Origin of the sequence: Streptomyces sp. NPDC127190, from assembly GCF_042672505.1 — a bacterium.
In the GTDB taxonomy this organism is placed as follows: Bacteria; Actinomycetota; Actinomycetes; order Streptomycetales; family Streptomycetaceae; genus Streptomyces.
Genome location: NZ_JBHXVE010000005.1, coordinates 293,235 through 316,961, shown reverse-complemented (window position 1 = coordinate 316,961; position 23,727 = coordinate 293,235). Strand labels below are relative to the sequence as shown.

Sequence of the window (23,727 nt, the reverse complement as noted above, 5' to 3'; positions counted from 1 at the left end):
CCTGAACGACACATTCCGCCTGCCCCAGTATGCGCACGGACAAGCGAACGGGCCGCACGCGTGCGCGTACGGCCCGTCTCCTTACGCGAGCGGGGGCTCAGTGGCCGCCCTGCTCCTTGAAGCGCTTGTACGACCGCTCGATCTCCACCTCGGCGTCCGCGCGGCCCACCCAGTTGGCACCCTCGACCGACTTGCCGGGCTCCAGGTCCTTGTAGACCTCGAAGAAGTGCTGGATCTCCAGGCGGTCGAACTCCGACACGTGGTGGATGTCCCGCAGGTGCTCCACGCGCGGGTCGGTGGACGGCACGCACAGCAGCTTGTCGTCGCCGCCGGCCTCGTCCGTCATCCGGAACATGCCGATGGCGCGGCAGCGGATGAGGCAGCCCGGGAAGGTCGGCTCGTCCAGGATGACCAGCGCGTCCAGCGGGTCACCGTCCTCGCCGAGGGTGTTCTCGACGAACCCGTAGTCGGTCGGGTATGCGGTCGAGGTGAAGAGGCGACGGTCCAGGCGGATCCGACCGGTCTCGTGGTCCACCTCGTACTTGTTGCGCGAACCCTTCGGGATCTCGATCGTGACGTCGAACTCCACCGGTGGCTCCTCCATGATCAGCACATCGTTCTGGTGGTTAAGTGTCCCTCACGCAGGTGTGTGATCGCGAAAGGGGCTGGTGGTCGTGCCAGAGCTGAGGCCGTGGCGGGCCGCGAGACCGCAGATGGCGCGGGTCGCGAACGCCGTACGACCACGTCTGGTACGCGCCGTCACGGCCACGAAACCGCGGCTCGCGCGGTTGACGCGGTCGGTACGGCCGCTGCTCGCCGGCCTCCCCCGGACACGCACCCTCAGGACCTGGCAGTACACCGCGGGCGCCGCCACCGCCGGCCTGGCACTGGCCGCCGGTGTGGTGACCGCAGCGGGCCCCTGGGAGGCCAACGGTCAGCGTACGGCCGAGCGGGACCGGGCGGTCGCCCTGGAGCGGGCAGGTGGCGCAGATCACGGCGCCGGTACGGCCGTGGGCGCGCCCCGGCCCGCCCCGAGCGCCCCACCCGTCCTGGTGGCCCTGGACGGCCCCACGAGCGCCGTGGACACCCGGGAGGCCCCTCCGGGCGGTAAGGCCCTCCCGGACGTCCTGAGGCCCCTTCTGGGCGTCTCCGCGCTCGGCGACAGCCACGCGGCCGCCGTCCTCGACATGACGACCGGCAAGCTGCTCTACGGCAGCGACCCCGGCAAGGCCCTCACCCCCGCCTCCACCACCAAGATCGCCACCGCCGTCGCCGCCCTGTCCGCCCTCGGCCCCGACCACCGCTTCACCACGCGCGCGGCCCTCGAACCCGACACCGGGGAACTCGTCCTGGTCGGCGGCGGCGACCCCACCCTCACCGCGCACCGCAACGCCGACGGCTGGGCCAGCCTGCGGACCCTGGCGGCGGACACCGCCACGGCCCTGCACAAGCGCGGCATCCGCAAGGTCACGCTGTCCTACGACACGACCCTCTACAGCGGCCCGGCCCTGCACCCCATCGGCGTCAACGACAACCTCGCTCCCGTCACCGCCCTCGCCGCCGACGAGGGCCGCACCGACGACTCCACCAGCGGCCCGGCGGCCCGCGTCGCCGACCCGGCCGCGGACGCGACCTCCCGGTTCGCCGGCTTCCTCAAGGACGCCGGCATCGCGACCACCCCGCCCGGCCCCTCCAAGGCCAGCACGCGCGCGGAGACCCTCGCCGCGGTCGCCTCGCCCCCGCTGTCCGCCGTGGTCGAGCGCATGCTCACCAACAGCGACAACGACATCGCCGAGGCGCTGGCCCGCCAGACGGCCCTCACCAGCGGGCAGCCCGGCAGCTTCACCGGCGGCGCGAAGGCGATCGCCGCCCGGCTGACCAAGCTGGGCCTGCCCATGGCCGGCGCGTCCTTCCACGACGGCAGCGGCCTCGACCGCGCCGACCGGCTGACCCCCGAGCTGCTCACCGGCCTGCTGGCCACGGCCGGCGACCCCGACCGCCCCGGCCTGCGCCCCGTCCTCACCGGCCTGCCCGTGGCCGCCTTCACCGGCACCCTCGCCGACCGCTACACCGAGGGCGCGGCCGGTCTCGTACACGCCAAGACCGGCACTCTGACCGGCGTGAACACCCTGGCCGGCACGGTCGTGGACGCCGACGGCCGGCTCCTGGCCTTCGCCTTCATGGCCTCGGGCACGACCGACCCCCAGGCGGCCCAGGCCGCCCTGGACCGAACGGCGACGGCGCTGGCCGGGTGCGGCTGCCGGTAGCCCCCCGGGATGGAGGGCGGGCGCGTCCGCACAACTCCGCCTGCGCGGTCCGATGTCGCCGACGTCGCCGACGTCACGGCCTGCCCCCGACGGCGGGCCTCCCGTACGGTTGACACCATGACTGGCTTCGGTGGCACCGCATCTCCCGGGATGGTCGACTGGAACCTCGCGGTCGCGACCGCGACACGGCTCGTACGACCGGGCCCCGACGTCAGCCGCGACGAGGCCAGGGCCGTCGTCGCGGAACTGCGCCGGCATGCGAAGGCCTCGGAGGAACACGTCCGGGGCTTCACCCGTCTGGGCACGGAGGAGACCCACGACACCCCGGTCCTCGTCGTCGACCGCCCCGGCTGGGTCCGGGCCAATGTGGCCGGCTTCCGGGAGATCCTCCGGCCGCTGCTGGAGAAGATGCAGGAACGCCGCTCCGGCAGCCCGGGCAGCGCCGTCCTCGGCACCGTCGGCGGCAAGGTCACCGGCGTCGAGCTGGGCATGCTGCTGTCGTTCCTGTCCTCCCGGGTCCTCGGCCAGTACGAGACCTTCGCCCCCGCCACCCGCGACCTCCCGGCCGGCGAGAACGGCGGCGGCCGGCTCCTGCTCGTCGCGCCCAACATCGTCCACGTGGAGCGCGAACTCGACGTCGAGCCGCACGACTTCCGGCTGTGGGTGTGTCTGCACGAGGAGACCCACCGCACGCAGTTCACGGCTGTGCCCTGGCTGCGTGACCATCTCGAGGGCGAAATCCAGTCGTTCTTGGCGGAGACCGACGTCGACCCGATGACCTTCCTGGAGCGCATCCGGGAGGCCGCGCAGTCCCTCGCCGGCGGCCGCCCCGAGGCCGAGGAGGACGACGGCGGCCGTTCCTTCGTCGAGCTGGTGCAGACCCCCGCCCAGCGGGAGATCCTCAGCCGCCTCACGGCCGTGATGTCCCTGCTCGAAGGCCATGCCGACTACGTCATGGACGGCGTCGGACCCAGCGTCGTACCGACCGTCGCGGAGATCCGCGAGAAGTTCCAGCAGCGCCGCGCGAAGGGCGCCTCCCGGCTCGACATGGCCCTGCGCAAGCTGCTGGGTCTGGATGCCAAACTGAGGCAGTACCGGGACGGCGAACGCTTCGTCCGGGCCGTCGTGGACCAGGTCGGCGTCGACGGCTTCAACCGCGTGTGGACCTCGCCCAACACCCTTCCCACCAAGGCGGAGATCGCCAAACCGGCGGACTGGGTCGCGCGGGTGCACCGCAAGGCCGAGTCGTGAACCTCCGTGAGCGGGGTGACACGAATCCGGCCGACGGCAGGCGAACGCCCCTTCAATCACCCGTCCGAGGGACCGTGGGGCTTGCGTAGGCGTGCGATGCTCAGGGAACGCCCCGGTTCTGTCACCATCTACACACTCTGAGTGACGGCCTCGGGCTCACCCCCCGAAAAAACCATGAAGGGAACCGGACATGGGTCCCCATCCTGCGGTCGCGGCGATACGCCTGGCGGTTCGCCGCGTGCTCCACGACATCCTGAACGACCACCAGACCTCCGGCGCGCTTCCCCGCCCGCACGCCCCCGGCGCACACCCGGACCGGACGGCCGAGCGGCCCCCCTCCCCGCTCGTCCTCGTCGCGTGCTCCGGCGGCGCCGACTCCATGGCCCTCGCCTCCGCCCTCGCCTTCGAGGCCCCCCGGCTCGGCATCCGCGCGGGTGGCGTCACCGTCGACCACGGCCTCCAGCCGGGCTCCGACCTGCGGGCCGACGAGGTCGCCCTGCGACTGCGCGGCCTCGGCCTCGACCCCGTCGAGTCCGTCGCCGTCACCGTGGGCCGCGCAGGCGGACCCGAAGCCGCCGCCCGCGACGCCCGCTACGCCGCCCTCGACACGATCGCCGAACGCCACGGCGCCGCCGCCGTCCTGCTCGGCCACACCCGCGACGACCAGGCCGAAACCGTCCTGCTGGGGCTCGCCCGCGGCTCCGGCATCCGCTCCCTGTCCGGGATGGCCGCGGTCTCGGGGGCCGGCGGCCGTTACCGGCGCCCCTTCCTGGAACTGGACCGGCAGACCGCCCGCAAGGCCTGCATGGTCCAGTCCCTGCCGGTCTGGGACGACCCGCACAACGCCGACCCCGCCTACACCCGGTCCCGGTTGCGCCACGAAGGCCTGCCCGCCCTGGAGAAGGCCCTCGGCAAGGGCGTCGTCGAGGCGCTCGCCCGCACCGCCCAGCTCTCCCGCGACGACGCCGACGCCCTCGACGCCTGGGCCAGCCAGGCCGAGTCCGCCGTACGCGACGCCACCGGCCTGCTGGAGTGCGCCAAGCTCTACGCCCTGCCGCCCGCCGTACGCCGCCGCATCCTGCGCCGGGCCGCCATCGAGGCCGGTGCCCCGGCCGGGTCGCTGTTCGCCCGCCACATCGAGGAGGTCGACCGGCTGATCACCGGTTGGCGCGGCCAGGGGGCCATCAATCTCCCGGGCAAAGTCGTGGCTCAGCGACAGGGTGGCAGACTGGTGATTCGGCAAGGCTGAATCCCGACCCCGCGGAGCGATCCTCCGGCGGCCGGTCCGGGGCAGCCGGGCGGCCGCACACGCGGCCGGAGCCAGAGGCCGTGCGTACGGCCGTAAGTGCGGGACGACCGAAAGTGATGCGGGTGGACGCGAAAGACATGGGTGCCGACCTCCAGCAGGTACTCATCACCAAGGAAGAGATCGACGCCAAGCTGGCCGAGCTGGCCGCGAAGATCGACGCGGAGTACGCGGGCAAGGACCTGCTGATCGTCGGCGTCCTCAAGGGCGCGGTGATGGTCATGGCCGACCTCGCCCGGGCGCTGTCCACCCCCGTCACCATGGACTGGATGGCCGTGTCCTCGTACGGCGCGGGCACCCAGTCCTCCGGTGTGGTGCGGATCCTCAAGGACCTCGACACCGACATCAAGGGCAAGCACGTCCTGATCGTCGAGGACATCATCGACTCCGGCCTGACCCTGTCCTGGCTGATCAACAACCTCGGCTCGCGCGAGCCCGCCTCTCTTAAGGTGTGCACGCTGCTGCGCAAGCCCGACGCCGCCAAGGTCGCCATCGACGTCGAGTGGGTCGGCTTCGACATCCCGAACGAGTTCGTCGTCGGCTATGGCCTCGACTACGCGGAGAAGTACCGCAACCTGCCGTTCGTGGGGACGCTCGCGCCCCACGTCTACGGCGGCTGAAGCCCGTCCGGGGCACGGGAGGGACTGGTTCGGCCGCTCGCTGAGCCAGTCGGCCCAAACCCGGTAGGACGATCGGGAACCCCGGCGGGTTCCGTCCCGTTGAAGCATGCAGGGACGGGAACTCCAGGCCGTTCGAAACGCTTTCGTGCAGCTTCGGACCGCCACGCTGGGGTACCGTCAGAAGAACTGTCTTATCAAACTCACTATGGCAGGAGGGACGGGGCGGCACCGCTCCGTATGGATGGACGTGAAGCGATACTTCCGTGGGCCGGTCATGTGGATCGTGCTGGCCGTCCTTGCCGTGGTCGTGTTGATGCAGGTCGTCGGCGGGACCGGCGGCTACAAGACGGTGGACACCGGCCAGGTCGTGGCGGCGATCAGCGACAACAAGGTCCAGTCGGCCAAGATCACCACTGGTGACGAGCAGAACATCAAGGTGACGCTCAAGGACGGCGTCAAGGTCGACGGCAGCTCGAAGATCCAGGCGAGCTACATCGGCGACCAGGGCGTGACCATCGCCGGCATGCTCCAGGACAAGTACCAGCACAAGCAGGTCCCGGACGGGTACACCGTCTCGCCGACCAAGCAGAACCAGTTCGTCAGCGTCCTGCTCTCCCTGCTGCCGTTCGTCCTGATCGTCGTCGTCTTCCTGTTCCTGATGAACCAGATGCAGGGCGGCGGCTCCCGGGTGATGAACTTCGGGAAGTCCAAGGCCAAGCTCATCACCAAGGACACCCCGAAGACGACCTTCTCCGACGTCGCCGGCTGCGACGAGGCCGTCGAGGAGCTCCACGAGATCAAGGAGTTCCTCCAGGAGCCGGCCAAGTTCCAGGCCGTCGGCGCCAAGATCCCCAAGGGCGTGCTGCTCTACGGCCGCCCGGGTACCGGCAAGACCCTGCTCGCCCGCGCGGTCGCCGGCGAGGCGGGCGTCCCCTTCTACTCGATCTCCGGTTCCGACTTCGTCGAGATGTTCGTCGGTGTCGGTGCCTCCCGAGTGCGCGACCTGTTCGAGCAGGCCAAGGCGAACGCCCCGGCGATCGTCTTCGTCGACGAGATCGACGCGGTCGGCCGCCACCGCGGCGCCGGCCTCGGCGGTGGTCACGACGAGCGCGAGCAGACGCTGAACCAGCTGCTGGTCGAGATGGACGGCTTCGACGTCAAGGGCGGCGTCATCCTGATCGCCGCCACCAACCGGCCCGACATCCTCGACCCGGCGCTGCTGCGTCCCGGCCGCTTCGACCGGCAGATCGCGGTCGACCCGCCGGACCTCCAGGGCCGTCTGGAGATCCTCAAGGTCCACCAGAAGGGCAAGCCGGTCGCGCCCGACGTCGACCTGGCGGCCGTCGCCCGTCGCACCCCCGGTATGACCGGTGCCGACCTGGCGAACGTCCTCAACGAGGCGGCTCTGCTGACCGCCCGCAGCGACCAGAAGCTGATCGACAACAAGGCGCTGGACGAGGCGATCGACCGCGTGGTGGCCGGCCCGCAGAAGCGGACCCGGATCATGTCGGACAAGGAGAAGAAGATCACCGCGTACCACGAGGGCGGTCACGCCCTGGTCGCGGCGGCCTCGCCGAACTCCGACCCGGTCCACAAGATCACGATCCTGTCCCGGGGCCGCGCCCTCGGCTACACGATGGTCCTGCCGGACGAGGACAAGTACTCCACCACGCGCAACGAGATGCTCGACCAGCTGGGCTACATGCTGGGCGGCCGCGCGGCGGAGGAGCTGGTCTTCCACGACCCGACCACCGGTGCCGCGAACGACATCGAGAAGGCCACCAACCTGGCCCGCGCGATGGTCACGCAGTACGGCATGACCGAGCGGCTCGGCGCGATCAAGTTCGGCGGCGACAACAGCGAGCCGTTCCTGGGCCGTGAGATGGCGCACCAGCGCGACTACTCGGAAGAGGTCGCCGCCCTGGTGGACGAAGAGGTCAAGAAGCTCATCGAGAACGCGCACAACGAGGCCTGGGAGATCCTGGTCGAGAACCGCGACGTGCTCGACAACCTGGTCCTGGCCCTCCTGGAGAAGGAGACGCTGGGCAAGGAGGAGATCGCCGAGATCTTCGCCCCCGTCGTCAAGCGCCCGCCGCGGCCCGCGTGGACCGGCTCCTCGCGCCGTACCCCGTCCACCCGCCCGCCGGTGCTCTCCCCCAAGGAGCTGGCACTGACCAACGGTGCGAACGGCTCGACGGCCTCGATCAGCACGGTCAAGTCCACCGCCACGGAGTCCGCTCCGCTGACGGACCAGACCCCGGAGGACCGCCCCGAAAGCTGACGGCTTTCGGCCAAACCGGCCTGGAATGACTGCCGCGCCCATCAGGTTCTAGCCTGGTGGGCGCGGCGTCGTATGTCCGCAGACGCACGCATGGCCGCCGCCATGCGCGACAGCACAGGAGCGAGGAACCAGATGACCGACCCAGTGACGCTGGACGGTGAGGGCCCCATCGGCGAGTTCGACGAGAAGCGCGCCGAGAACGCCGTACGGGAGTTGCTGATCGCGGTCGGCGAGGATCCGGACCGGGAGGGCCTCAGGGAGACGCCGGCGCGGGTGGCGCGGGCGTACAAGGAGATCTTCGCGGGGCTGTGGCAGAAGCCCGAGGACGTGCTGACGACCACGTTCGACCTGGGCCACGACGAGATGGTCCTGGTGAAGGACATCGAGGTGTACAGCACCTGTGAGCACCATCTGGTGCCCTTCCGGGGAGTGGCCCACGTCGGGTACATCCCGTCCGGCACCGGAAAGATCACCGGCCTGTCCAAGCTGGCCCGGCTGGTGGATGTCTATGCCCGCCGGCCGCAGGTGCAGGAACGACTCACCACCCAGATCGCCGACTCCCTGATGGAGATCCTGGAGCCGCGCGGGGTCATCGTGGTCGTCGAGTGCGAGCACATGTGCATGTCCATGCGCGGCATCCGCAAGCCGGGCGCCAAGACCATAACCTCGGCGGTGCGCGGTCAGCTCAGGGACGCGGCGACGCGGAACGAGGCCATGAGCCTCATCATGGCGCGCTGAACCTCCCCGAAGGGACCGGCGGCTCAGGCCGCCGGTTCGGCGCCGGGGCGGTCCTGGTCCTCGTCCTCCGGGAGCTTGCAGACGCGCTCCAGGAAGAGGGCGGCCGCTATCACGCCGATGCCCGCCAGGACCGAGAAGCCGGCGTAGAAGGCCTGGTCGCGGCGGGCGGGGATGTCCAGCAGCTCCAGCAGGAAGACCCCGATGCCGCCGTACACACCGGCGACGAGCGCGGCGACCAGGGCGCTGGACTGGCCGAAGACGACCGCGCGGGCGGCCATCAGCGGGTCGACGGCCTTGGCGCCGGGGCGGCGCTCGCGCTGGGCCTTCAGCCGACTGCGCAGCGAGAGGGCCGTCGCCAGCAGCACCACCGCGATCAGGGCGAGGACGATGGGGGCGGCCAGCGGGACACTGGGCAGGGTCCCGATCGAGTTCCAGAGGCGGGCGCCCGCCCAGGACAGGACTCCGGCCACGACGAACACGCCGACCAGCACCCTGATGCGCAGCTCTCTCACGGTGTCCCTTCAGTTCCCCCGGACCGCCCCGGACCGCGGCCTTCCCGACCTTGCCGTCTTGACCTTAACGACTATTCGGGCAGTCGGAGTTCCAGGTCCTCGCGAGGTGCCACGCCCTCGCGGGTGACGGACGTCAGCAGGGCGGCCACCGCGCCGCGGCCGGGCAGCTGGGCCTCGGGGTCCACGTCGTGCCACGGGGCGAGCACGAAGGCGCGCTCGTGGGCGCGCGGGTGGGGCAGGGTGAGGTGCGGGTCGTCGGAGGTGACATCGGCGTAGGCGACGATGTCGACGTCCAGGGTGCGCGGGCCCCAGCGCTCGTCGCGGACCCGGTTGAAGGCCTCCTCGATGGCGTGCGCCCGCTCCAGCAGCGAGGCGGGGGGCAGCGTCGTCTTCAGGGCCACGACCGCGTTGAAGTACGAGGGCTGGCTGCCGGGCGCCACGCCCCAGGGCTCCGTCTCGTACACCGGGGAGACGGCTTTCACGCGCACACCCGGGGTGTCCTCCAGCGCGTCCACGGCGCCCTGGAGGGTCTCCAGGCGGTTGCCGAGGTTGGAGCCGATGGAGATGACGGCCCACTGGGGGTTGTGCAGGGTGGTGTCGGCGGCGTCCACCGTCTCGACGACCGAGGCGGGCACCGGCTGGACGGTCGGGTCAGGGCGACCCTGGACGAAAGGTCGGGTCATACTCGGCTCCGGGTGATGGTGACGGTCACGTCGTCGAAGGGCACGGTGATCGGCGCGTCCGGCTTGTGGACGCAGACCTCGACCTCCTGGACCCCTTCGTGCTTCAGGCAGGTCTGGGCGATCCGCTCGGCGAGCGTCTCGATGAGGTTCACCGGCTCGCCCTCGACCACGGCCACGACCTCCTCGGCCACGATGCCGTAGTGCGCGGTCTTCGTCAGGTCGTCGTCGGCCGCGGCCGGCCGGGTGTCCAGGCCGAGGACGAGGTCGACGATGAAGGTCTGGCCCTCCTCGCGCTCCTTGGGGAACACACCGTGGTGCCCGCGGGCCTTGAGGCCGCGCAGCGCGACACGATCCACGCGAATCACTCCTGCAATCGTCGGGAACGGCCGGGCCGTACCGCGTGCGGGCGGTACGCCGGCCTTGGACGAATCTACCTGCGGGCGCCGACACAGCCGGGCGACGGGGGGACGGGGCCGTGTCCGACCACGAGCGTTCATCTCGTGTTTCCCCCGGGAAACCCGGCCGTGCCAGGGCTGGTAGCCGCTCCTACCCCGGGGTAGGTGATTCCAACCACTTCCCGGTCCGTCTACCCACCCGGACCGTGCTCAGGCGAGGGTGCCGTCGTCCGGGTTCACGCCGTTCACGCCGTCGCTCTCGTCCTCGTCGTCGCTCTCCGCGAGGACGGGTGAGGCGTGGTGCGACCAGAGCTTCCAGCCGGAGGGCGTGCGCCGGAACACGTTCGTGGCGACGACGAGCTGGCCGACGAGCGGGCCCAGCTCCGAGCCGTCCGCGGGGGCGGGGCCGCCGCTGAGGATGTTCTCGGTGCAGGTGACGAGCGCGGTGTCGCCGGTGACGGAGACATGCACATCGGTGAGGAAGAACTGGATGTAGTCGGTGTTGGCCATGATCAGGGCGTACGACCTGAGGACCTCGCCGCGGCCGGTGAGCACCGGCCAGCCGGGGTGTACGCAGGAGATCACGCCGGTGTCCGCCGGGTCGTGGTACTCCTCGTCCACGCCCAGGTCGGCCGGGGTGAGCCAGAGGGAGGTGACCTCCTCGAAGTCGCCGCGCTCGAGTGCCTCGTAGAAGGCGGTGTTGGCGGCCTCCACCTGTTCGACGTCGGTGTGGGGGGCGCTCACCGCTTTCCTTCCGCCCCACGCTCGTCCTTCGCGCCCGGCGCCGGTCTCGTCGTACGCGCCCCTTCCACGGCCCGTGCGACCCGTACCGCGTCGGCGGTGGCGCGTACCTCGTGCACGCGGACGGCCCAGGCGCCGGCGTGCGCCGCGAGTGCGGAGACGGCGGCCGTGGCCGCGTCGCGCTCCCGGGCGGGCGGCGGTGCTCCGTCGGGGCCGGCCAGGACACGGCCGAGGAACCGCTTGCGGGAGGCGGCGACCAGCAGGGGGTGGCCGAGGGCGCGCAGCCGGTCGAGGTGGGCGAGGAGGACGAGGTCGTGGTCGGCCTCCTTGGAGAAGCCGAGACCGGGGTCCACGACGATGCGGTCGGGGGTGACACCGCCCGCGAGAACGGCCTCCACGCGCGCGTGCAGTTCGTCCACGACCTCGGTGACGACGTCCTCGTACGCGCCGCGGACGTTGCCGCCCTGGAGGAAGCCGCGCCAGTGCATGACGACGAAGGGGGCGCCGGCGTCGGCGACCACCGGGATCATCGCGGGGTCGGCGAGGCCGCCGCTGACGTCGTTGACGAGGGCGGCACCGGCCGCGAGGGCCTGTTCGGCGACGGAGGCGCGCATGGTGTCGACGGAGACGACGACGCCTTCGGAGGCGAGGCCGCGGACGACCGGGACGACCCGCCGCAGTTCCTCGGCCTCGTCCACGCGCGTGGCGCCCGGACGGGTGGACTCGCCGCCGACGTCGACCAGGTCCGCGCCCTCGGCGGCCAGGTCGAGGCCGTGCTTGACGGCGAGGGTCGTGTCGAACCAGCGGCCGCCGTCGGAGAAGGAATCGGGGGTCACGTTCACGACACCCATGACCGCGCACCGGTCCCATGCCGGAAGGCCCGCCACTCGGCCGCGCCCGCTGAGGTTGTTCATACGTTCAGCGTAGGCCCAGGAGGCCGCCGCAACGCGCGGCGGCCCGGGGCCGTGGCTCAGGCCGCTCGGACGTCGTGTTCGGCCAGGGCGTGCGAGCAGGGGCGCGCGGCGGCCTTCCGGCGTCGGCGCAGGAAGCGCGGCAGCGGCACGGCGAAGTCGACGAAGCCCTCGGCCTGCATGGTGGCGAAGCCGATGCGGGGCAGGTCGGCGGTGGCGCGGTAGACGATGAACCGCGGTTCCCAGCGCGGCTGGAACTTGGCGTTGAACTTGTACAGCGACTCGATCTGGAACCAGCGCGAGAGGAAGACCAGCAGTCCGCGCCAGGCGCGCAGCACCGGTCCGGCGCCGATCTTCTCGCCGCGCGCGAGGGCGGAGCGGAACATGGCGAAGTTCAGCGAGACGCGGGCGATGCCGAACTTCGGGGCGGCCTGGAGGGCGGCGACGATCAGCAGCTCGTTCATGCCGGGGTCGGCGCTGCGGTCGCGGCGCATCAGGTCCAGCGAGACGCCGTCCGTGCCCCAGGGCACGAAGTGCAGGATCGCCTTGAGGTCGCCGTACTCGCCGGGCTCGTCGTCCTGCTTGTGCGCGGTGGCGATCAGGCAGTCGCCGTCGGAGGGGTCGCCGATGCGGCCGAGCGCCATGGAGAAGCCGCGTTCGGTGTCGGTGCCGCGCCAGTCCTCGGCCGCCCTGCGGACCCGCTCCAGTTCCGTCTCGCCGAGGTCACGGACACGCCGTACCCGGGTTTCGTAGCCGGCCCGCTCGATGCGCTTGACCATCTGGCGCACATTGCGCATCGCGCGTCCGGCGAGCGAGAAATCCGCTACGTCCACCACCGCCTCGTCGCCCAGCTCCAGGGCGTCCAGGCCGGTCTCGCGGGTCCACACCTCGCCGCCCGTCTCCGAGCAGCCGACCACGGCGGGGGTCCAGGAGTGGGCCTTTGCCTCGTCCATGAAGCGCTCGATGGCGCCCGGCCAGGCCTCGACGTCGCCGATCGGGTCGCCGCTGGCGAGCATCACGCCGGAGACGACGCGGTAGGTGACGGCGGCCTTGCCGCTGGGCGAGAAGACGACGGCCTTGTCGCGGCGCAGCGCGAAGTGGCCGAGGGAGTCGCGTCCGCCGTGCTTCTCCAGCAGGGCGCGGAGTTTGGCCTCGTCCTCCTCGGTCAGCCGGGCGGCCGGGTGCTCGGGGCGGAAGGCCAGGTAGATGGTGGTGACCGCGGTCAGCCAGCCGAGGGCGCCGAGGGACATGGCGACGGTCCAGGAGGTGTTGCCCTGGTAGTCGACCGGGCCCTCGAAGCCGAACAGGCCGTAGACGACGTGCGTCAGCCGATCGGCCAGGCTCGGGTCGCCGATCGTCCGGTGCGGGTGGACGCTGACGATGATGAGTCCGAGCACGAGGGAACCGGCGCTCATGAGGATGAAGTTCGCGAGGGCGCGCCACCGGCTGCGCGGGTCGGGCAGGGCCGCGAACTCGCTCCGGTGGACCAGCAGCGGCACCAGCAGTGCCAGCGCGATGAGCGCGCCGACGACCGAGTGCCGGTACGCGAACTGCGCCACCGCGCCGGCGGGGAGCAGGACCACCGCCGCGCGCCAGGCCCGGCGCTTGCGCCGTTTGAGGCCGTGCGCGAGCAGCAGCAGAAGGATGCCGGAGCTGAGCGACAGCGCCGCGGCGAAGGGGCCGAAGGAGCCGGGGAGCACCTCGGCCATGGCGTGCATACGACTGTGACGGAAACGCGGGAACACTCCGCCGGCGATGTCCAGGACGCCCACGAGAGTGGCGGCCCTGCCGACCAGAGCGGGTACGGCCTCGGGACGCGGGCCGCGCAGTATGCGCCGCGCCCGGCTTGATCGGCTCGGAACCCCGCCCGACATTTCCCCATCTATCCTGACAGACATCGCATCCCGTAGTTCTGCGAGAGACCTTGAACCCGGGCCCGAGCGGGCATCCGGCGACATTGCGCCCTCTAGGACGGTGTCTCGGGGAGAGAGGTTCACTCCCCTCCGGAAAGTCGGGTCAAAGGCCAAGGAAAGCCCCGGGCAAGCCCGCGCGACGAGGCGCGGGCGGCAACGGGCGGAAAGCGCAGGCAGGAAGAGCCATGGGACTCACGAGCAACAACGTGCTGCTGCTGGCGGTTCTCTTCGCCATTGTGCTGTTCGTCGGCACGGTGTGGCGGTGGCCGCGGCTGGCCCGGCAGAGCTGGCGGACCGTCATCGGGCGTGTCGGCCTGCTCCTTGCCACCCAGCTGGCCCTCTTCGCCTGCCTGGGCCTCGCGGTCAACCAGGCCTTCGGCTTCTACGCGAGCTGGGGGGACCTGCTGGGCACGGAGACCGACCAGGGGGTGGTGGTCGACCACTCGGCCAACGGCAGCACCGGCGGTCCCGTCCAGGTGGTCTCCACGGCGTCCGTGCCGGGCCAGAGCGGCTCGCGCCCGGAGGCGGGCGGGGAGATCCAGAAGGTGGACATCGTCGGCCGCAAGAGCCACATCGTGACACCGGCGTACGTCTACCTGCCGCCGGAGTACTTCCAGCCCCAGTACCGCACGCGTACGTTCCCGGCGGCCGTGGTGCTGACCGGCTACCCGGGGACGGCCCAGGCGCTGGTGGACAAGCTGCGCTATCCGCACACCGCGCAGCAGCTGGCCAAGGACGGCAAGATGCAGCCGATGATCCTGGTGATGCTGCGGCCGACCGTGGCGCCGCCGCGGGACACCGAGTGCGTCGACGTCCCGGGCGGGCCGCAGACGGAAACGTTTTTTGCGAACGATCTTCCGGAGGCGGTGCTCGCCCACTACCGGGTCGGCAAGCGGCCCGGCAGCTGGGGTCTCATCGGCGACTCCACGGGCGGCTACTGCGCGCTCAAGATCGCCATGCACCACCCGGGCGTGTACGCGGCGGCCGCGGGCCTGTCGCCGTACTACAAGGCGCCGATCGACCCCACCACCGGTGACCTCTTCCACGGCGACAAGACCCTGGAGAGCCGTGCCAACCTGTTCTGGCTCCTCAAGCACGAGGCCGCGCCGGACACCTCGCTGCTCGTGACCAGCAGCAAGGTCGGCGAGCACAACTACAAGTCCACGCTGAAGTTCATAGAGCGGGTGCAGGCCACCCATCTGACCCGGATCTCGTCGATCATCCTCGACAGCGGCGGGCACAACTTCAACACCTGGCGGCGCGAGATCCCGGCGACGCTGCAATGGATGAGCAGCCGGCTCGCCGACCGCTGAGCCGCGGTACGGCTGACACGCTGTGAACCCCGTTGCGTGGCCGGGTTTTTACGGGGCGGGGGCCCGCGATTCGCCTACGCGCGGTAAGTTTCTGGCCATGCCACGTGGACGCCACCGCCATTCCCCTCCCCTGCACCGGCTGTTGCCTCCGTCGGCGATCGCCGGTGTCTCCATCGTCTGCGCGCTGGGTCCCTGGGTGGTCTCCGAGGCCGCGGCGGTGCGTGCACTGGCCGCCGTCGCCGCGGTGACGGCCGTCACCGGCGCGTTCGTGATGCGCCGCTGGGACATCTACGCGGGCAAGCAGGTCGCCGACCTCACGCGCGCGCGTGCCGGTGACGAGTGGCGGTTCGAGGAGCGGGTCGCCGAGCTGGAGGCCGATCTCGAGGAGTCCCGCGAGCTGCGCGCGAAGCTGGAGCAGCGGCTGCGCGCCAAGCGTGCCGAGCTGGCGGGCCTGCGCAACGAGCACGCGGCCCTGCTGCGCCGGTACGCCACGGCGGAGACCGAGCGCGCGAGCGCCCTGGAGGGGCGCCGACGGCTGGAGATAGAGGCCGCGGTGCCCGCGCTGCCGCCCGCGCGGAGCAGCGAGAAGTCCGCCGGGGCCGGCGCGGCAGAGGGTGCCGCCGCCGCGTCACAGCCGGAGTCGTACGCGGTGTTCTCGCCCGAGGGCTCCCGGCTCTACCTGCGGGCCCTGACGGCGCTGGCGCGCTTCGGGGGGCAGGAGAGCGCCGGGGCGGACGCCGGTGCGCCCGGCCCGGACGCCGACGCGCCGGACGAGGACGGCCCCGACGGGGACGGCCCGGCCGGGGACCGTCCGGCCGGGGACACGCCGGTCGAGGACGGCCCGGCGGCCAAGGAGGACGGTCCGGCCGCCCAAGGGGCCGCCAAAGGGGAACAGGCCGCCGCAGACATGACGCCGGCCGCTCCGCAGGAGCACTCCGCGGCGCAGGACGGGCACCCGCGCGTGACCGCTGCCGTCGCCCTCCCGGCGCTTCCCCCGGCCGAGCCCGCCGACGCTCCTGCGCCTGCCGACGACGCCGCTGCGCCTGCCGAGGGTGCCAAGTCCGCCGGGCAGGCGCCCGCCGGGCACCTCGCCGTGCCGACCGCGGTGGCCGTCGTACCGGCGACGCCCGCGCGGCGCCCGGTCGCCGAGGGCGGCTTCGACTTCTTCGGCACCCAGAAGAGCGCCCCGAAGGCGGCGCTGGACTCCGTGCAGAACGAGGACCTCGCCGACGTCGTCGGCCAGGAGGCGCTCGCCGTGCACAAGGCGGAGGCGGAGGCCGCCTACAAGGCGGCCGGACCGCAGTCGCCGGCCGTCGGCCAGGTCATCGACCTGACGGCGCACGACGAGACCGAGCAGATCGACGTCCAGAGGCTGCGCAGCGCGGCTTCCTGAGGCTCACCGGACCGTCCGGCCGCCCCCTGGTGTCATCCGGTCATCCAGCGGTCCGGGCGGGCGTCCCGGCGGCCGGTGCGGGACCGCTCCGCCTGCTCCCGCAGCAGGCGTACGGCGTCCTCCGCGTCCCGCAGGCGGGCGGTGACGGTCTTGTCGGCTCCGGTGTCCACATGGACGTCGGCGAGCCCCCACAGCCGCTCCCACGGCCCCTGGGTGAGCCGTACGCTCTGCACCTTGGCGTGCGGGACCAGCGCGAGCCGGCGGCGCAGCAGGCCGTGCCGGGCGGCGAACACCGTGCCGGTGACCGCGAGGCGATGCCCGCGCCACCACACCGGCACGCACCACCGGGCCCGCCGCGGCGGCCGCGACAGCTCCTGAGGCACCGTCACCCCGGGCAGTATGCGCGCGAGGACCGACTCGGCCGCGGCGCGCGGAGCGACCGGTATCAGCACCGAGTTCTTGGACCCGGCCACGTCCAGCTCCACCCGCACCCAGCCGGGCCCCCGCCACAGCAGCGGCTCCACGAGCCGCACGGTCTGCACCCGGCCGGGCGGCACGGTCTCGTGCGCACGGTCGAGCAGTCCGTGGTCGATGCGCAGCCCGTCCGGGGACTCGCTCACCGCCCAGTCGAACTCGGTGACGAACCGCCCCGCGCTGCTCGTGCCGGCCGCGCCGAACAGCGGCAGGGCGCTGGCGACGACGGTCCACAGGTTGTGGGTGGTGAGCCACAGCACGGTCGGGACGACGAGGGCGGCGCACAGCGTGCCCCAGGTGGCGCCCGTCAGCAGCAGGGAGAACACCAGCATCCGCGGGGGCACGCGCAGCAGCTCGTACGCCGGCGCCTCGCCGACCTCGCGCGCCGTCTCCGGTGCGAAGCCCGCCGCGCGCGCGAGCAGCTCCGCGCGCAGGGCGCGCGCCTCCCGCTCGCCCAGGAAGGCCAGCTCGTCCTTGCTTTCGGTGCCGACGACGTCGATCCGCAGCTTCGCCACGCCGGCCACGCGCGCGAGGAGCGGACGGGAGACGTCCACCGCCTGGATGCGTTCCAGCCGGATGTGCGCGGTGCGCCGGAACAGCAGTCCCGTGCGGATGCGCAGCTCGGTGTCGGTGACCGCGAAGTGGGTGAACCACCAGGACAGGAAGCCGTAGAGGCCGGCCACCGGCACCAGCACCGCGAAACCCAGCGCCAGCATGGTGCCCGTCAGCTGGGCCAGCTGCTCCTGGGCGCTGGTCGGGTCGTGCACGACCCAGCCCATGACGACGGCGACCGGCGCCCACGCCCGCCGGAACGGCGTGACCGGGTGCAGCCGGCGCTCGGCCGCCGGCACGCGCTCCTCCGCTATGCCCGCGCCGGGGTCCGGGGCCGTCACAGGCCCGCCGATCGGGCCTCGCCCAGCTCGGTGAGGCGGTCGCGCAGCCGTTCCGCCTCGGCCGGGTCCAGGCCGGGGATGGTCGCGTCGGTGGCGGCGGCCGCGGTGTGCAGCTGCACGGTGGCCAGCCCGAAGCGCCGCTCCACCGGCCCGGAGGTGACCTCCACCAGCTGCATCCGGCCGTACGGCACCACGGTCTCCTCGCGCCACAGGACCCCGCGGCTGATCAGCAGGTCGTCGGCGCGCTCGGCGTACCGCCACGACCGCCAGTTGCGCTCCAGCAGCCGCCAGCACCACCCGGCGAACGCCGCCGGCAGCAGCGCCCAGGCCGCCCACCCGGGCCCCACCAGGAGGCCCAGCAGCAGCCCCGTGGCCAGGGCGAGCGCTCCCGTCCACATCACCAGCAGCAGTCGCCGTACGCGCAGCAGGCCCGGCGGCAGCCCCCGCCACAGCGGCTCGTCAGCGGCCGCCGCCCCCTCTTCCAGGCTCCCCGTTTCCATGGGCCAAGCGTACGTAAGGGAAACTGGGGCCATGACTCCTACGACGGAGACCACGGTCGGGATCGGTGGCGCGGCCGAGAGCACCGACATGGTGCTCAACATCGGCCCTCAGCACCCGTCCACGCACGGCGTGCTGCGGCTCAAGCTGGTGCTGGACGGGGAGCGCATCGTGCGCGCGGAACCGGTGATCGGCTATATGCACCGGGGCGCCGAGAAGCTCTTCGAGGCTCGCGACTACCGGCAGATCATCATGCTCGCCAACCGCCACGACTGGCTGTCGGCGTTCTCGAACGAGCTGGGCGTGGTCCTCGCCGTGGAGCGGATGCTCGGCATGGAGGTGCCCGAGCGCGCGGTGTGGACGCGCACGCTGCTCGCCGAGCTGAACCGGGTGCTGAACCACCTGATGTTCCTCGGCTCCTATCCGCTGGAGCTCGGCGGGATCACACCGATGTTCTACGCGTTCCGGGAGCGCGAGGTCCTCCAGAACGTGATGGAGGAGGTCTCCGGCGGGCGCATGCACTACATGTTCAACCGCGTCGGCGGCCTCAAGGAGGACCTGCCGGCCGGCTGGGCCACCCGCGCGCGCGGTGCCGTGGCCGCCGTGCGCTCGCGCATGGACGTCTTCGACGACCTGGTGCTCGGCAACGAGATCTTCCGGGGGCGCACGCGCGGGGTCGGGGCGCTCACGCCCGAGATCGTGCACGCCTATGGCGTGAGCGGGCCCATCGCGCGCGCCTCGGGCGTCGACTTCGACCTGCGCCGCGACGAGCCCTACCTGGCGTACGGCGACCTCCAGGACGTGCTGAAGGTCGTCACCCGCGACGAGGGCGACTGCCTGGCCCGCTTCGAGTGCCTGCTGGCGCAGACCCACAACGCGCTGGACCTCGCCGACGCCTGTCTGGACCGGCTCGCCGAGCTGCCGCCCGGGCCGATCAACCAGCGGCTGCCGAAGGTGCTGAAGGCGCCCGAGGGGCACACCTACGCGTGGACCGAGAACCCGCTCGGCATCAACGGCTACTACCTGGTCAGCAAGGGCGAGAAGACCCCGTACCGGCTGAAGCTGCGCTCGGCGTCCTACAACAACATCCAGGCGCTGACCGAGCTGCTGCCCGGCACGCTGGTGGCGGACATGGTGGCCATCCTGGGCTCGATGTTCTTCGTGGTCGGGGACATCGACAAGTAACCCGCACCGGCGGGGCCGGTCTCAGGCGAGCGGGTCCGTGATGCCGACCGGCTGGAGCAGCCAGCCGAAGTCGCCCAGGCCGCCCGCGGCGGTCAGCTCGGCGGCCTCGCCGGCGCTCGCGAGGGCGCGCACATAGGCCGCGGGGTCGGTGGAGGCCAGCGCGAGCGGGGGGCGTGCGCCGGTCAGGCCGAGGGCGTGCAGGGCGGCGCGCTGGGTGAGAAGGCGCGCGCCGGAGCGTGCACCGGCTCCGCGCGCCGTGGGTGCCGCCGCGCACGCGTCCAGCGCCACATGCGCCGTGATGTCGCACGACCCGTCCGGCACGGGAACCGTCTCGCGCCCCTCCCGGAAGCCGGTGAGCGTGCCGAACGGGGGGCGCGTGTCCCGGGTGTGCGCGTAGTCCACGGCCACCGCGAGCCCGCGCACCACCCGGCGCACGGCCGCCGCCCACGCCTCGTCGCGAGGCAGGCCGATCTCCGCGCGGAGCCCCTCCTCGGCCGGCAGCGGCCACCAGCGGGCGAGCCAGTCCGCGTCCGGCCCGGTCACCGGCTCGCCGAGCCGTTCGGCGCCGTCGGCGGCGACCAGGACCCGCCGGACCACGCCCGCGGAGTCCACCTCGGCGACGTCCACCGGCACGTTGTCCAGCCACTCGTTGGCGAACAGCAGCCCGGTCACGGCGGCCGGGGGCTCGCTCAGCCAGGCGATCCGCGCGTCCAGGCCGGGCGGGCGGTCGGCGATCTCCACCGCGTACCCGCGCGCGCGGGCCGCCACCTCGGCCGGCAGGGCGGCGAGCACCCCGGTGACCAGCTCGCCCCGGCCGGCTCCCAGATCGACGAAGTCCAGCACCGGGGGCCGCCCCAGCGCCTCGTCGACCCGGCACAGCAGCCGGGCCACGGCCTGCGCGAACAGCGCGGACGCGTGCACGGACGTACGGAAGTGGCCGGCCGGGCCCTCCGGGCGCCGGTAGAAGCCGCCGGGCCCGTACAGCGCCGCCTCGGCCGCCGACCGCCAGCCGTGTTCCGCGTGGAAGGCCTCCGCCCTCGTCTCCTCCGCCACGCGAACAGACTAGGCGCACGAATGATCACGCCCTCCACCTTGCGGAGTACGCGCACCGGCTGGGGATCGGCCCTCCGGTTGACCCCTGCACCCACCCGGTTTCCCTACTCTGGGTTACGTGCAGCGCCTCTATGACTTCCTCCGCCGCCACCCGACCTGGGTCGACAGCTTCTGGGCCGTCGTCCTGTTCGGGGTGTCCGGCGTGAGTGTGGTCGGCGCCAGCAGACAGCCCGACCACCACATGGAGGTGGCCGCCGGGCTGACGGTCTCCGCCGTGCTGTGCGTCGTCGTCATGCTGCGCCGCCGGTTCCCGGAGCCGATGCTGCTGCTCGCGCTCGCGACGGGGCTGGTCCAGCTGATCGCGGACATCGAGACGACGGCCGCCGACTTCGCCATGCTGGTGATCGTCTACACGGTCGCGGCAACCGGCGCGCGCTGGGCCTCCCGGCTCGCCCTGGGCGCGAGCCTGGTCGCGGCCACCCTGGCCCAGCTGCGCTGGCCCAACGAGCACGCCAGCTTCCTCGGCCATGTCGCGATCGTGGTCTTCCAGACGGTGCCCTTCGCGCTCGCCTGGGTGCTCGGCGACTCCATGCGCACCCGGCGCGCCTACTTCGCCCAGCTGGAGGAGCGCGCGGCCCGCCTGGAGAAGGAGCGCGAGGCACAGGCGAAGGTCGCGGTCGCCGCCGAGCGCGCCCGGATCGCGCGCGAGCTGCACGACGTCGTCGCGCACAACGTGTCCGTGATGGTGGTGCAGGCCGACGGCGCCGCCTATGTCCTGGACGCCGCCCCGGACCAGGCCCGCACCGCCCTGGAGACGATCTCCTCGACCGGCCGGCAGGCCCTCGCCGAGATGCGGCGCCTGCTCGGCGTGCTGCGCACCGGCGAGCACCAGGAGAGCGGGGAGTACGTCCCGCAGCCCGACGTCGAGCAGATCGACGAGCTGATCAAGCAGTGCCGCACCTCCGGTCTTCCCGTCGACTTCCGGGTCGAGGGCACGCCCCGCCCGCTGCCCAGCGGCGTGGAGCTGACCGCGTACCGGATCGTGCAGGAGGCGCTCACCAACACGCGCAAGCACGGCGGGCCGAACGCGGGCGCCAGCGTCCGGCTGGTCTACTTCGACGACGGACTCGGCCTGCTCGTGGAGGACGACGGCAAGGGCGCGCCGCACGAGCTGTACGAGGAGGGCGGCGCCGACGGGCAGGGGCACGGCCTGATCGGCATGCGCGAGCGGGTCGGCATGGTCGGGGGCACCCTGGACGCGGGCCCGCGCCCGGGCGGAGGATTCCGCATCAGCGCCCTGCTGCCGCTCAAACCGGCGCACTGATACCTCCGGCTCCGAACGAATTCCGAACGAAAGAGGCCCGATGACGATCCGTGTGATGCTCGTCGACGACCAGGTGCTGCTGCGCACCGGGTTCCGGATGGTGCTCGACGCCCAGCCGGACATGGAGGTCGTCGCGGAGGCGGGCGACGGTGTCGAGGCCCTCCAGGCGCTGCGCGCGACGGCCGTCGACGTCGTGCTGATGGATGTCCGCATGCCGAAGCTGGACGGCGTGGAGGCCACCCGGCGGATCTGTGCCGAGCCCGGCGCGCCGAAGGTGCTGATCCTGACCACGTTCGACCTGGACGAGTACGCCTTCTCGGGGCTGAAGGCGGGCGCCTCCGGCTTCATGCTCAAGGATGTGCCCCCCGGCGAGCTGCTGGCCGCGATCCGGGCCGTGCACAGCGGGGACGCGGTCGTGGCGCCCTCCACCACCCGGCGCCTGCTGGACCGCTTCGCGCCCATGCTGCCGTCCACCGGCAAGGAGCCCCGGCACAAGGAGCTGGAGCGGCTCACCGACCGGGAGCGCGAGGTGATGGTGCTGGTCGCGCAGGGCCTGTCCAACGGGGAGATCGCGGCCCGGCTGGTGCTGTCCGAGGCGACGGTGAAGACCCATGTGGGCCGCATCCTGACCAAGCTCGGGCTGCGCGACCGGGTGCAGGTGGTGGTGCTGGCGTACGAGACCGGGCTGGTGCGCGCGGGCAATCACGGCTGACCGGACCGCGGCGGTGCCCGGTCAGCGCAGGACGCCCTCGATGAAGTCGCTGCCCAGCCGGGCCACCGCGGGCAGGTCCAGCTGGTGGCGGACGTACCGGCCGTGCCGGCAGCTGGTGATGAGGCCGGCCTTCTTCAGCACCGCCAGGTGCCGGGATATCTCCGGGGCCGACAGGCCGTGCGCGTCGGCCAGTTCGCTGGTGCTGTGCGGGCCGCGCGCGAGGTCCCGGCACATCCGCAGCCGCGCCGGGTGGGCCAGCGCCTCCAGACGGCGGGTGAGCTGCTCCACGGTCGGCGCCCGGTGGCTCGGCGACCTGACGGGATAGCTGATCGCGGGCTGCCAGCCGTACCGGTGCAGGACCATCACATGGGGCCAGCCGAGGCTGGTCGGCATCAGGACCAGGCCGCCGTCGCCGGTGGCGGTGTGGCCCACCGTGAGCTTGTCGACCGAGACGAGCCCGGCCTCCTCGTCCAGCGAGACGGCGCCGGAGAGCGCGGCCAGTGCCTCGCCCAGCCCCTTGCGGCGCAGCAGTTCGGTCTTGTGCCGGGCGTCGGCGGCGAGCTGGGGCTGCACCCGCGCCCAGATGTCGGCGAAGAAGGCCTCCTCGCAGTCGAACATCAGCTGCCGGAACCACGCGCGCACGGCCGGCGGGTCCTCCAGCACCCGGCGGGCGAACCGCTCCTGGGTGGCACCGCGCGCGGCGGCCAGCTCCAGGGAACGGCGGCGCACCTCCGGGTCCTCGAGCGGGCCCTCCTCGCGGAGGTAGTAGCGGGGCTGGCAGGTGAACTCCAGCGCTGCGTTCACGAACTGTTCGTCCGTCAGCTTGTCCAGCAGGTCCAGATCCTCGGCGAGCGTGGCGCCCGGCAGCGCCCGACGGCCGGGGATGCCACCGAACGGGGCGAACACGTCGGAGAACGTCGTGCGCCACAGGAACTCCGCCTCGCACAGCCGGTCCGCCAGTCTCGGGTCCAGCCGGCTGGCAACGGCGGTCGCCCAGCCCTGGAGGTCGGGGTGGTGCCCGGGTTCGCTCAGTGCGTGCAGCGCCCTTCCCAGCTCCGCCAGCGGAGAGGGCACGACGGAGATCCGCTCGGCCGGCAGCCCGGTGATGTCGATGGTCACGCTCATGCCTCCATCGTGCACCGGCCCACTGACATCGCCCGGGGGGGGGGTGGGGGGGGCCGACGAAGCCCGGCACCAGAGAGGGGGCGAGCCACCGCACGAGACACTCGGGGGGGCCGCCGCCCCGACCCCGCCCCCCCCCGCG

General features: G+C 72.4%; 22 protein-coding genes. 11 read left to right on the top strand and 11 right to left on the bottom strand.

The genetic code is table 11. The annotated features are described in order from the left end of the window. Positions 1-97: 97 nt before the first annotated feature. Complete coding sequence (locus tag ACFVIU_RS11730) at positions 98-589, bottom strand: inorganic diphosphatase (protein WP_385842217.1); 492 nt, start codon at positions 587-589, stop codon at positions 98-100. A gap of 124 nt (positions 590-713) precedes the next feature. Here ACFVIU_RS11730 and dacB point away from each other — a divergent pair, with 124 nt between their 5' ends. The 6 genes from dacB to folE all read left to right on the top strand — a co-directional run bounded on the left by dacB (position 714) and on the right by folE (position 8,463). Then, positions 714-2,267 carry a D-alanyl-D-alanine carboxypeptidase/D-alanyl-D-alanine-endopeptidase gene (dacB, locus tag ACFVIU_RS11725; RefSeq protein ID WP_385842216.1) on the top strand — a complete coding sequence of 518 codons (1,554 nt, stop codon included), beginning with the start codon at positions 714-716 and terminating at the stop codon, positions 2,265-2,267. Positions 2,268-2,417: 150 nt separating this feature from the next. Continuing rightward, complete coding sequence (locus ACFVIU_RS11720) at positions 2,418-3,518, top strand: zinc-dependent metalloprotease (RefSeq protein ID WP_385842215.1); 1,101 nt, start codon at positions 2,418-2,420, stop codon at positions 3,516-3,518. A gap of 190 nt (positions 3,519-3,708) precedes the next feature. Continuing rightward, positions 3,709-4,767: a tRNA lysidine(34) synthetase TilS gene (tilS, locus tag ACFVIU_RS11715; protein ID WP_385842135.1), complete on the top strand. Its 1,059-nt coding sequence runs from the start codon at positions 3,709-3,711 to the stop codon at positions 4,765-4,767. A gap of 116 nt (positions 4,768-4,883) precedes the next feature. Continuing rightward, complete coding sequence (hpt, locus tag ACFVIU_RS11710) at positions 4,884-5,444, top strand: hypoxanthine phosphoribosyltransferase (protein ID WP_031165039.1); 561 nt, start codon at positions 4,884-4,886, stop codon at positions 5,442-5,444. 241 nt (positions 5,445-5,685) lie between these two features. Beyond that, a complete protein-coding gene (gene ftsH / locus ACFVIU_RS11705) occupies positions 5,686-7,725 on the top strand; it encodes an ATP-dependent zinc metalloprotease FtsH (protein WP_385842214.1) in 2,040 nt (679 codons plus the stop codon). A 132-nt stretch (positions 7,726-7,857) separates the two neighbouring features. After that, complete coding sequence (gene folE, locus ACFVIU_RS11700) at positions 7,858-8,463, top strand: GTP cyclohydrolase I FolE (protein WP_385842134.1); 606 nt, start codon at positions 7,858-7,860, stop codon at positions 8,461-8,463. A gap of 23 nt (positions 8,464-8,486) precedes the next feature. Here the strand turns inward: folE and ACFVIU_RS11695 are convergent, their stop codons facing one another. The 6 genes from ACFVIU_RS11695 to ACFVIU_RS11670 form a co-directional block, all read right to left on the bottom strand. Then, the gene (locus ACFVIU_RS11695) at positions 8,487-8,975 is read right to left on the bottom strand and encodes a DUF3180 domain-containing protein (RefSeq protein ID WP_385842133.1); all 489 of its coding nucleotides are present in this window, start codon (positions 8,973-8,975) and stop codon (positions 8,487-8,489) included. A gap of 71 nt (positions 8,976-9,046) precedes the next feature. Continuing rightward, a complete protein-coding gene (gene folK, locus ACFVIU_RS11690; RefSeq protein WP_385842132.1) occupies positions 9,047-9,658 on the bottom strand; it encodes a 2-amino-4-hydroxy-6-hydroxymethyldihydropteridine diphosphokinase in 612 nt (203 codons plus the stop codon). Beyond that, the gene (gene folB, locus ACFVIU_RS11685; RefSeq protein WP_184975317.1) at positions 9,655-10,014 is read right to left on the bottom strand and encodes a dihydroneopterin aldolase; all 360 of its coding nucleotides are present in this window, start codon (positions 10,012-10,014) and stop codon (positions 9,655-9,657) included. Before folB ends, folK begins: the two co-directional genes overlap by 4 nt. Positions 10,015-10,263: 249 nt before the next feature. Further along, on the bottom strand, positions 10,264-10,797 hold the full coding sequence (locus ACFVIU_RS11680) for a nuclear transport factor 2 family protein (protein WP_385842130.1): 534 nt from the start codon (positions 10,795-10,797) through the stop codon (positions 10,264-10,266). Beyond that, positions 10,794-11,708 carry a dihydropteroate synthase gene (gene folP, locus ACFVIU_RS11675; RefSeq protein ID WP_385842129.1) on the bottom strand — a complete coding sequence of 305 codons (915 nt, stop codon included), beginning with the start codon at positions 11,706-11,708 and terminating at the stop codon, positions 10,794-10,796. The genes ACFVIU_RS11680 and folP overlap by 4 nt, the downstream gene beginning before the upstream one ends. A gap of 56 nt (positions 11,709-11,764) precedes the next feature. Next, on the bottom strand, positions 11,765-13,579 hold the full coding sequence (locus tag ACFVIU_RS11670) for a phosphatidylglycerol lysyltransferase domain-containing protein (protein ID WP_385842128.1): 1,815 nt from the start codon (positions 13,577-13,579) through the stop codon (positions 11,765-11,767). A gap of 224 nt (positions 13,580-13,803) precedes the next feature. Between ACFVIU_RS11670 and ACFVIU_RS11665 the strand changes: the two genes are divergently transcribed. Together ACFVIU_RS11665 and ACFVIU_RS11660 are read left to right on the top strand one after the other, a co-directional pair. After that, complete coding sequence (locus ACFVIU_RS11665) at positions 13,804-14,931, top strand: alpha/beta hydrolase (RefSeq protein WP_385842127.1); 1,128 nt, start codon at positions 13,804-13,806, stop codon at positions 14,929-14,931. 97 nt (positions 14,932-15,028) lie between these two features. Next, positions 15,029-16,324: a hypothetical protein gene (locus ACFVIU_RS11660; RefSeq protein WP_385842126.1), complete on the top strand. Its 1,296-nt coding sequence runs from the start codon at positions 15,029-15,031 to the stop codon at positions 16,322-16,324. A gap of 32 nt (positions 16,325-16,356) precedes the next feature. On the opposite strand, the gene ACFVIU_RS11655 is transcribed toward ACFVIU_RS11660, so the two are convergent. Continuing rightward, on the bottom strand, positions 16,357-17,691 hold the full coding sequence (locus ACFVIU_RS11655) for a PH domain-containing protein (protein ID WP_385842125.1): 1,335 nt from the start codon (positions 17,689-17,691) through the stop codon (positions 16,357-16,359). Then, the gene (locus tag ACFVIU_RS11650) at positions 17,688-18,191 is read right to left on the bottom strand and encodes a PH domain-containing protein (RefSeq protein ID WP_385842123.1); all 504 of its coding nucleotides are present in this window, start codon (positions 18,189-18,191) and stop codon (positions 17,688-17,690) included. Before ACFVIU_RS11650 ends, ACFVIU_RS11655 begins: the two co-directional genes overlap by 4 nt. 31 nt (positions 18,192-18,222) lie before the next feature. Between ACFVIU_RS11650 and ACFVIU_RS11645 the strand changes: the two genes are divergently transcribed. After that, positions 18,223-19,374, top strand: coding sequence for an NADH-quinone oxidoreductase subunit D (locus ACFVIU_RS11645; protein WP_385842122.1), 1,152 nt, complete (start codon positions 18,223-18,225; stop codon positions 19,372-19,374). Positions 19,375-19,395: 21 nt separating this feature from the next. On the opposite strand, the gene ACFVIU_RS11640 is transcribed toward ACFVIU_RS11645, so the two are convergent. Next, entirely contained in the window at positions 19,396-20,427 is a 1,032-nt protein-coding gene (locus tag ACFVIU_RS11640) for an SAM-dependent methyltransferase (protein WP_385842121.1), read from the bottom strand. Between the two features lie 118 nt (positions 20,428-20,545). Between ACFVIU_RS11640 and ACFVIU_RS11635 the strand changes: the two genes are divergently transcribed. Together ACFVIU_RS11635 and ACFVIU_RS11630 are read left to right on the top strand one after the other, a co-directional pair. Beyond that, positions 20,546-21,751 (top strand): sensor histidine kinase, encoded by a 1,206-nt coding sequence (locus ACFVIU_RS11635; RefSeq protein WP_385842119.1) that lies wholly within the window; start codon positions 20,546-20,548, stop codon positions 21,749-21,751. A 40-nt stretch (positions 21,752-21,791) separates the two neighbouring features. Beyond that, positions 21,792-22,463 carry a response regulator gene (locus ACFVIU_RS11630; RefSeq protein ID WP_385842118.1) on the top strand — a complete coding sequence of 224 codons (672 nt, stop codon included), beginning with the start codon at positions 21,792-21,794 and terminating at the stop codon, positions 22,461-22,463. 21 nt (positions 22,464-22,484) lie between these two features. Here the strand turns inward: ACFVIU_RS11630 and ACFVIU_RS11625 are convergent, their stop codons facing one another. Beyond that, positions 22,485-23,588: a DUF5937 family protein gene (locus ACFVIU_RS11625; RefSeq protein ID WP_385842117.1), complete on the bottom strand. Its 1,104-nt coding sequence runs from the start codon at positions 23,586-23,588 to the stop codon at positions 22,485-22,487. Positions 23,589-23,727: the final 139 nt, after the last annotated feature.

Excerpts from the sequence above, each read along its gene's own strand:
- ACFVIU_RS11670 (WP_385842128.1), bottom strand. The coding sequence starts at position 13,579 with ATGTCGGGCGGGGTTCCGAGCCGATCAAGCCGGGCGCGGCGCATACTG.
- ACFVIU_RS11665 (WP_385842127.1), top strand. The coding sequence starts at position 13,804 with ATGGGACTCACGAGCAACAACGTGCTGCTGCTGGCGGTTCTCTTCGCC.
- hpt (WP_031165039.1), top strand. The coding sequence starts at position 4,884 with ATGCGGGTGGACGCGAAAGACATGGGTGCCGACCTCCAGCAGGTACTC.
- ACFVIU_RS11720 (WP_385842215.1), top strand. The coding sequence starts at position 2,418 with ATGGTCGACTGGAACCTCGCGGTCGCGACCGCGACACGGCTCGTACGA.
- ACFVIU_RS11625 (WP_385842117.1), bottom strand. The coding sequence starts at position 23,588 with ATGAGCGTGACCATCGACATCACCGGGCTGCCGGCCGAGCGGATCTCC.
- folE (WP_385842134.1), top strand. The coding sequence starts at position 7,858 with ATGACCGACCCAGTGACGCTGGACGGTGAGGGCCCCATCGGCGAGTTC.
- tilS (WP_385842135.1), top strand. The coding sequence starts at position 3,709 with ATGGGTCCCCATCCTGCGGTCGCGGCGATACGCCTGGCGGTTCGCCGC.
- ftsH (WP_385842214.1), top strand. The coding sequence starts at position 5,686 with ATGGACGTGAAGCGATACTTCCGTGGGCCGGTCATGTGGATCGTGCTG.
- dacB (WP_385842216.1), top strand. The coding sequence starts at position 714 with ATGGCGCGGGTCGCGAACGCCGTACGACCACGTCTGGTACGCGCCGTC.
- ACFVIU_RS11630 (WP_385842118.1), top strand. The coding sequence starts at position 21,792 with ATGACGATCCGTGTGATGCTCGTCGACGACCAGGTGCTGCTGCGCACC.
- ACFVIU_RS11660 (WP_385842126.1), top strand. The coding sequence starts at position 15,029 with ATGCCACGTGGACGCCACCGCCATTCCCCTCCCCTGCACCGGCTGTTG.
- folK (WP_385842132.1), bottom strand. The coding sequence starts at position 9,658 with ATGACCCGACCTTTCGTCCAGGGTCGCCCTGACCCGACCGTCCAGCCG.
- ACFVIU_RS11645 (WP_385842122.1), top strand. The coding sequence starts at position 18,223 with ATGACTCCTACGACGGAGACCACGGTCGGGATCGGTGGCGCGGCCGAG.
- folP (WP_385842129.1), bottom strand. The coding sequence starts at position 11,708 with ATGAACAACCTCAGCGGGCGCGGCCGAGTGGCGGGCCTTCCGGCATGG.
- ACFVIU_RS11650 (WP_385842123.1), bottom strand. The coding sequence starts at position 18,191 with ATGGAAACGGGGAGCCTGGAAGAGGGGGCGGCGGCCGCTGACGAGCCG.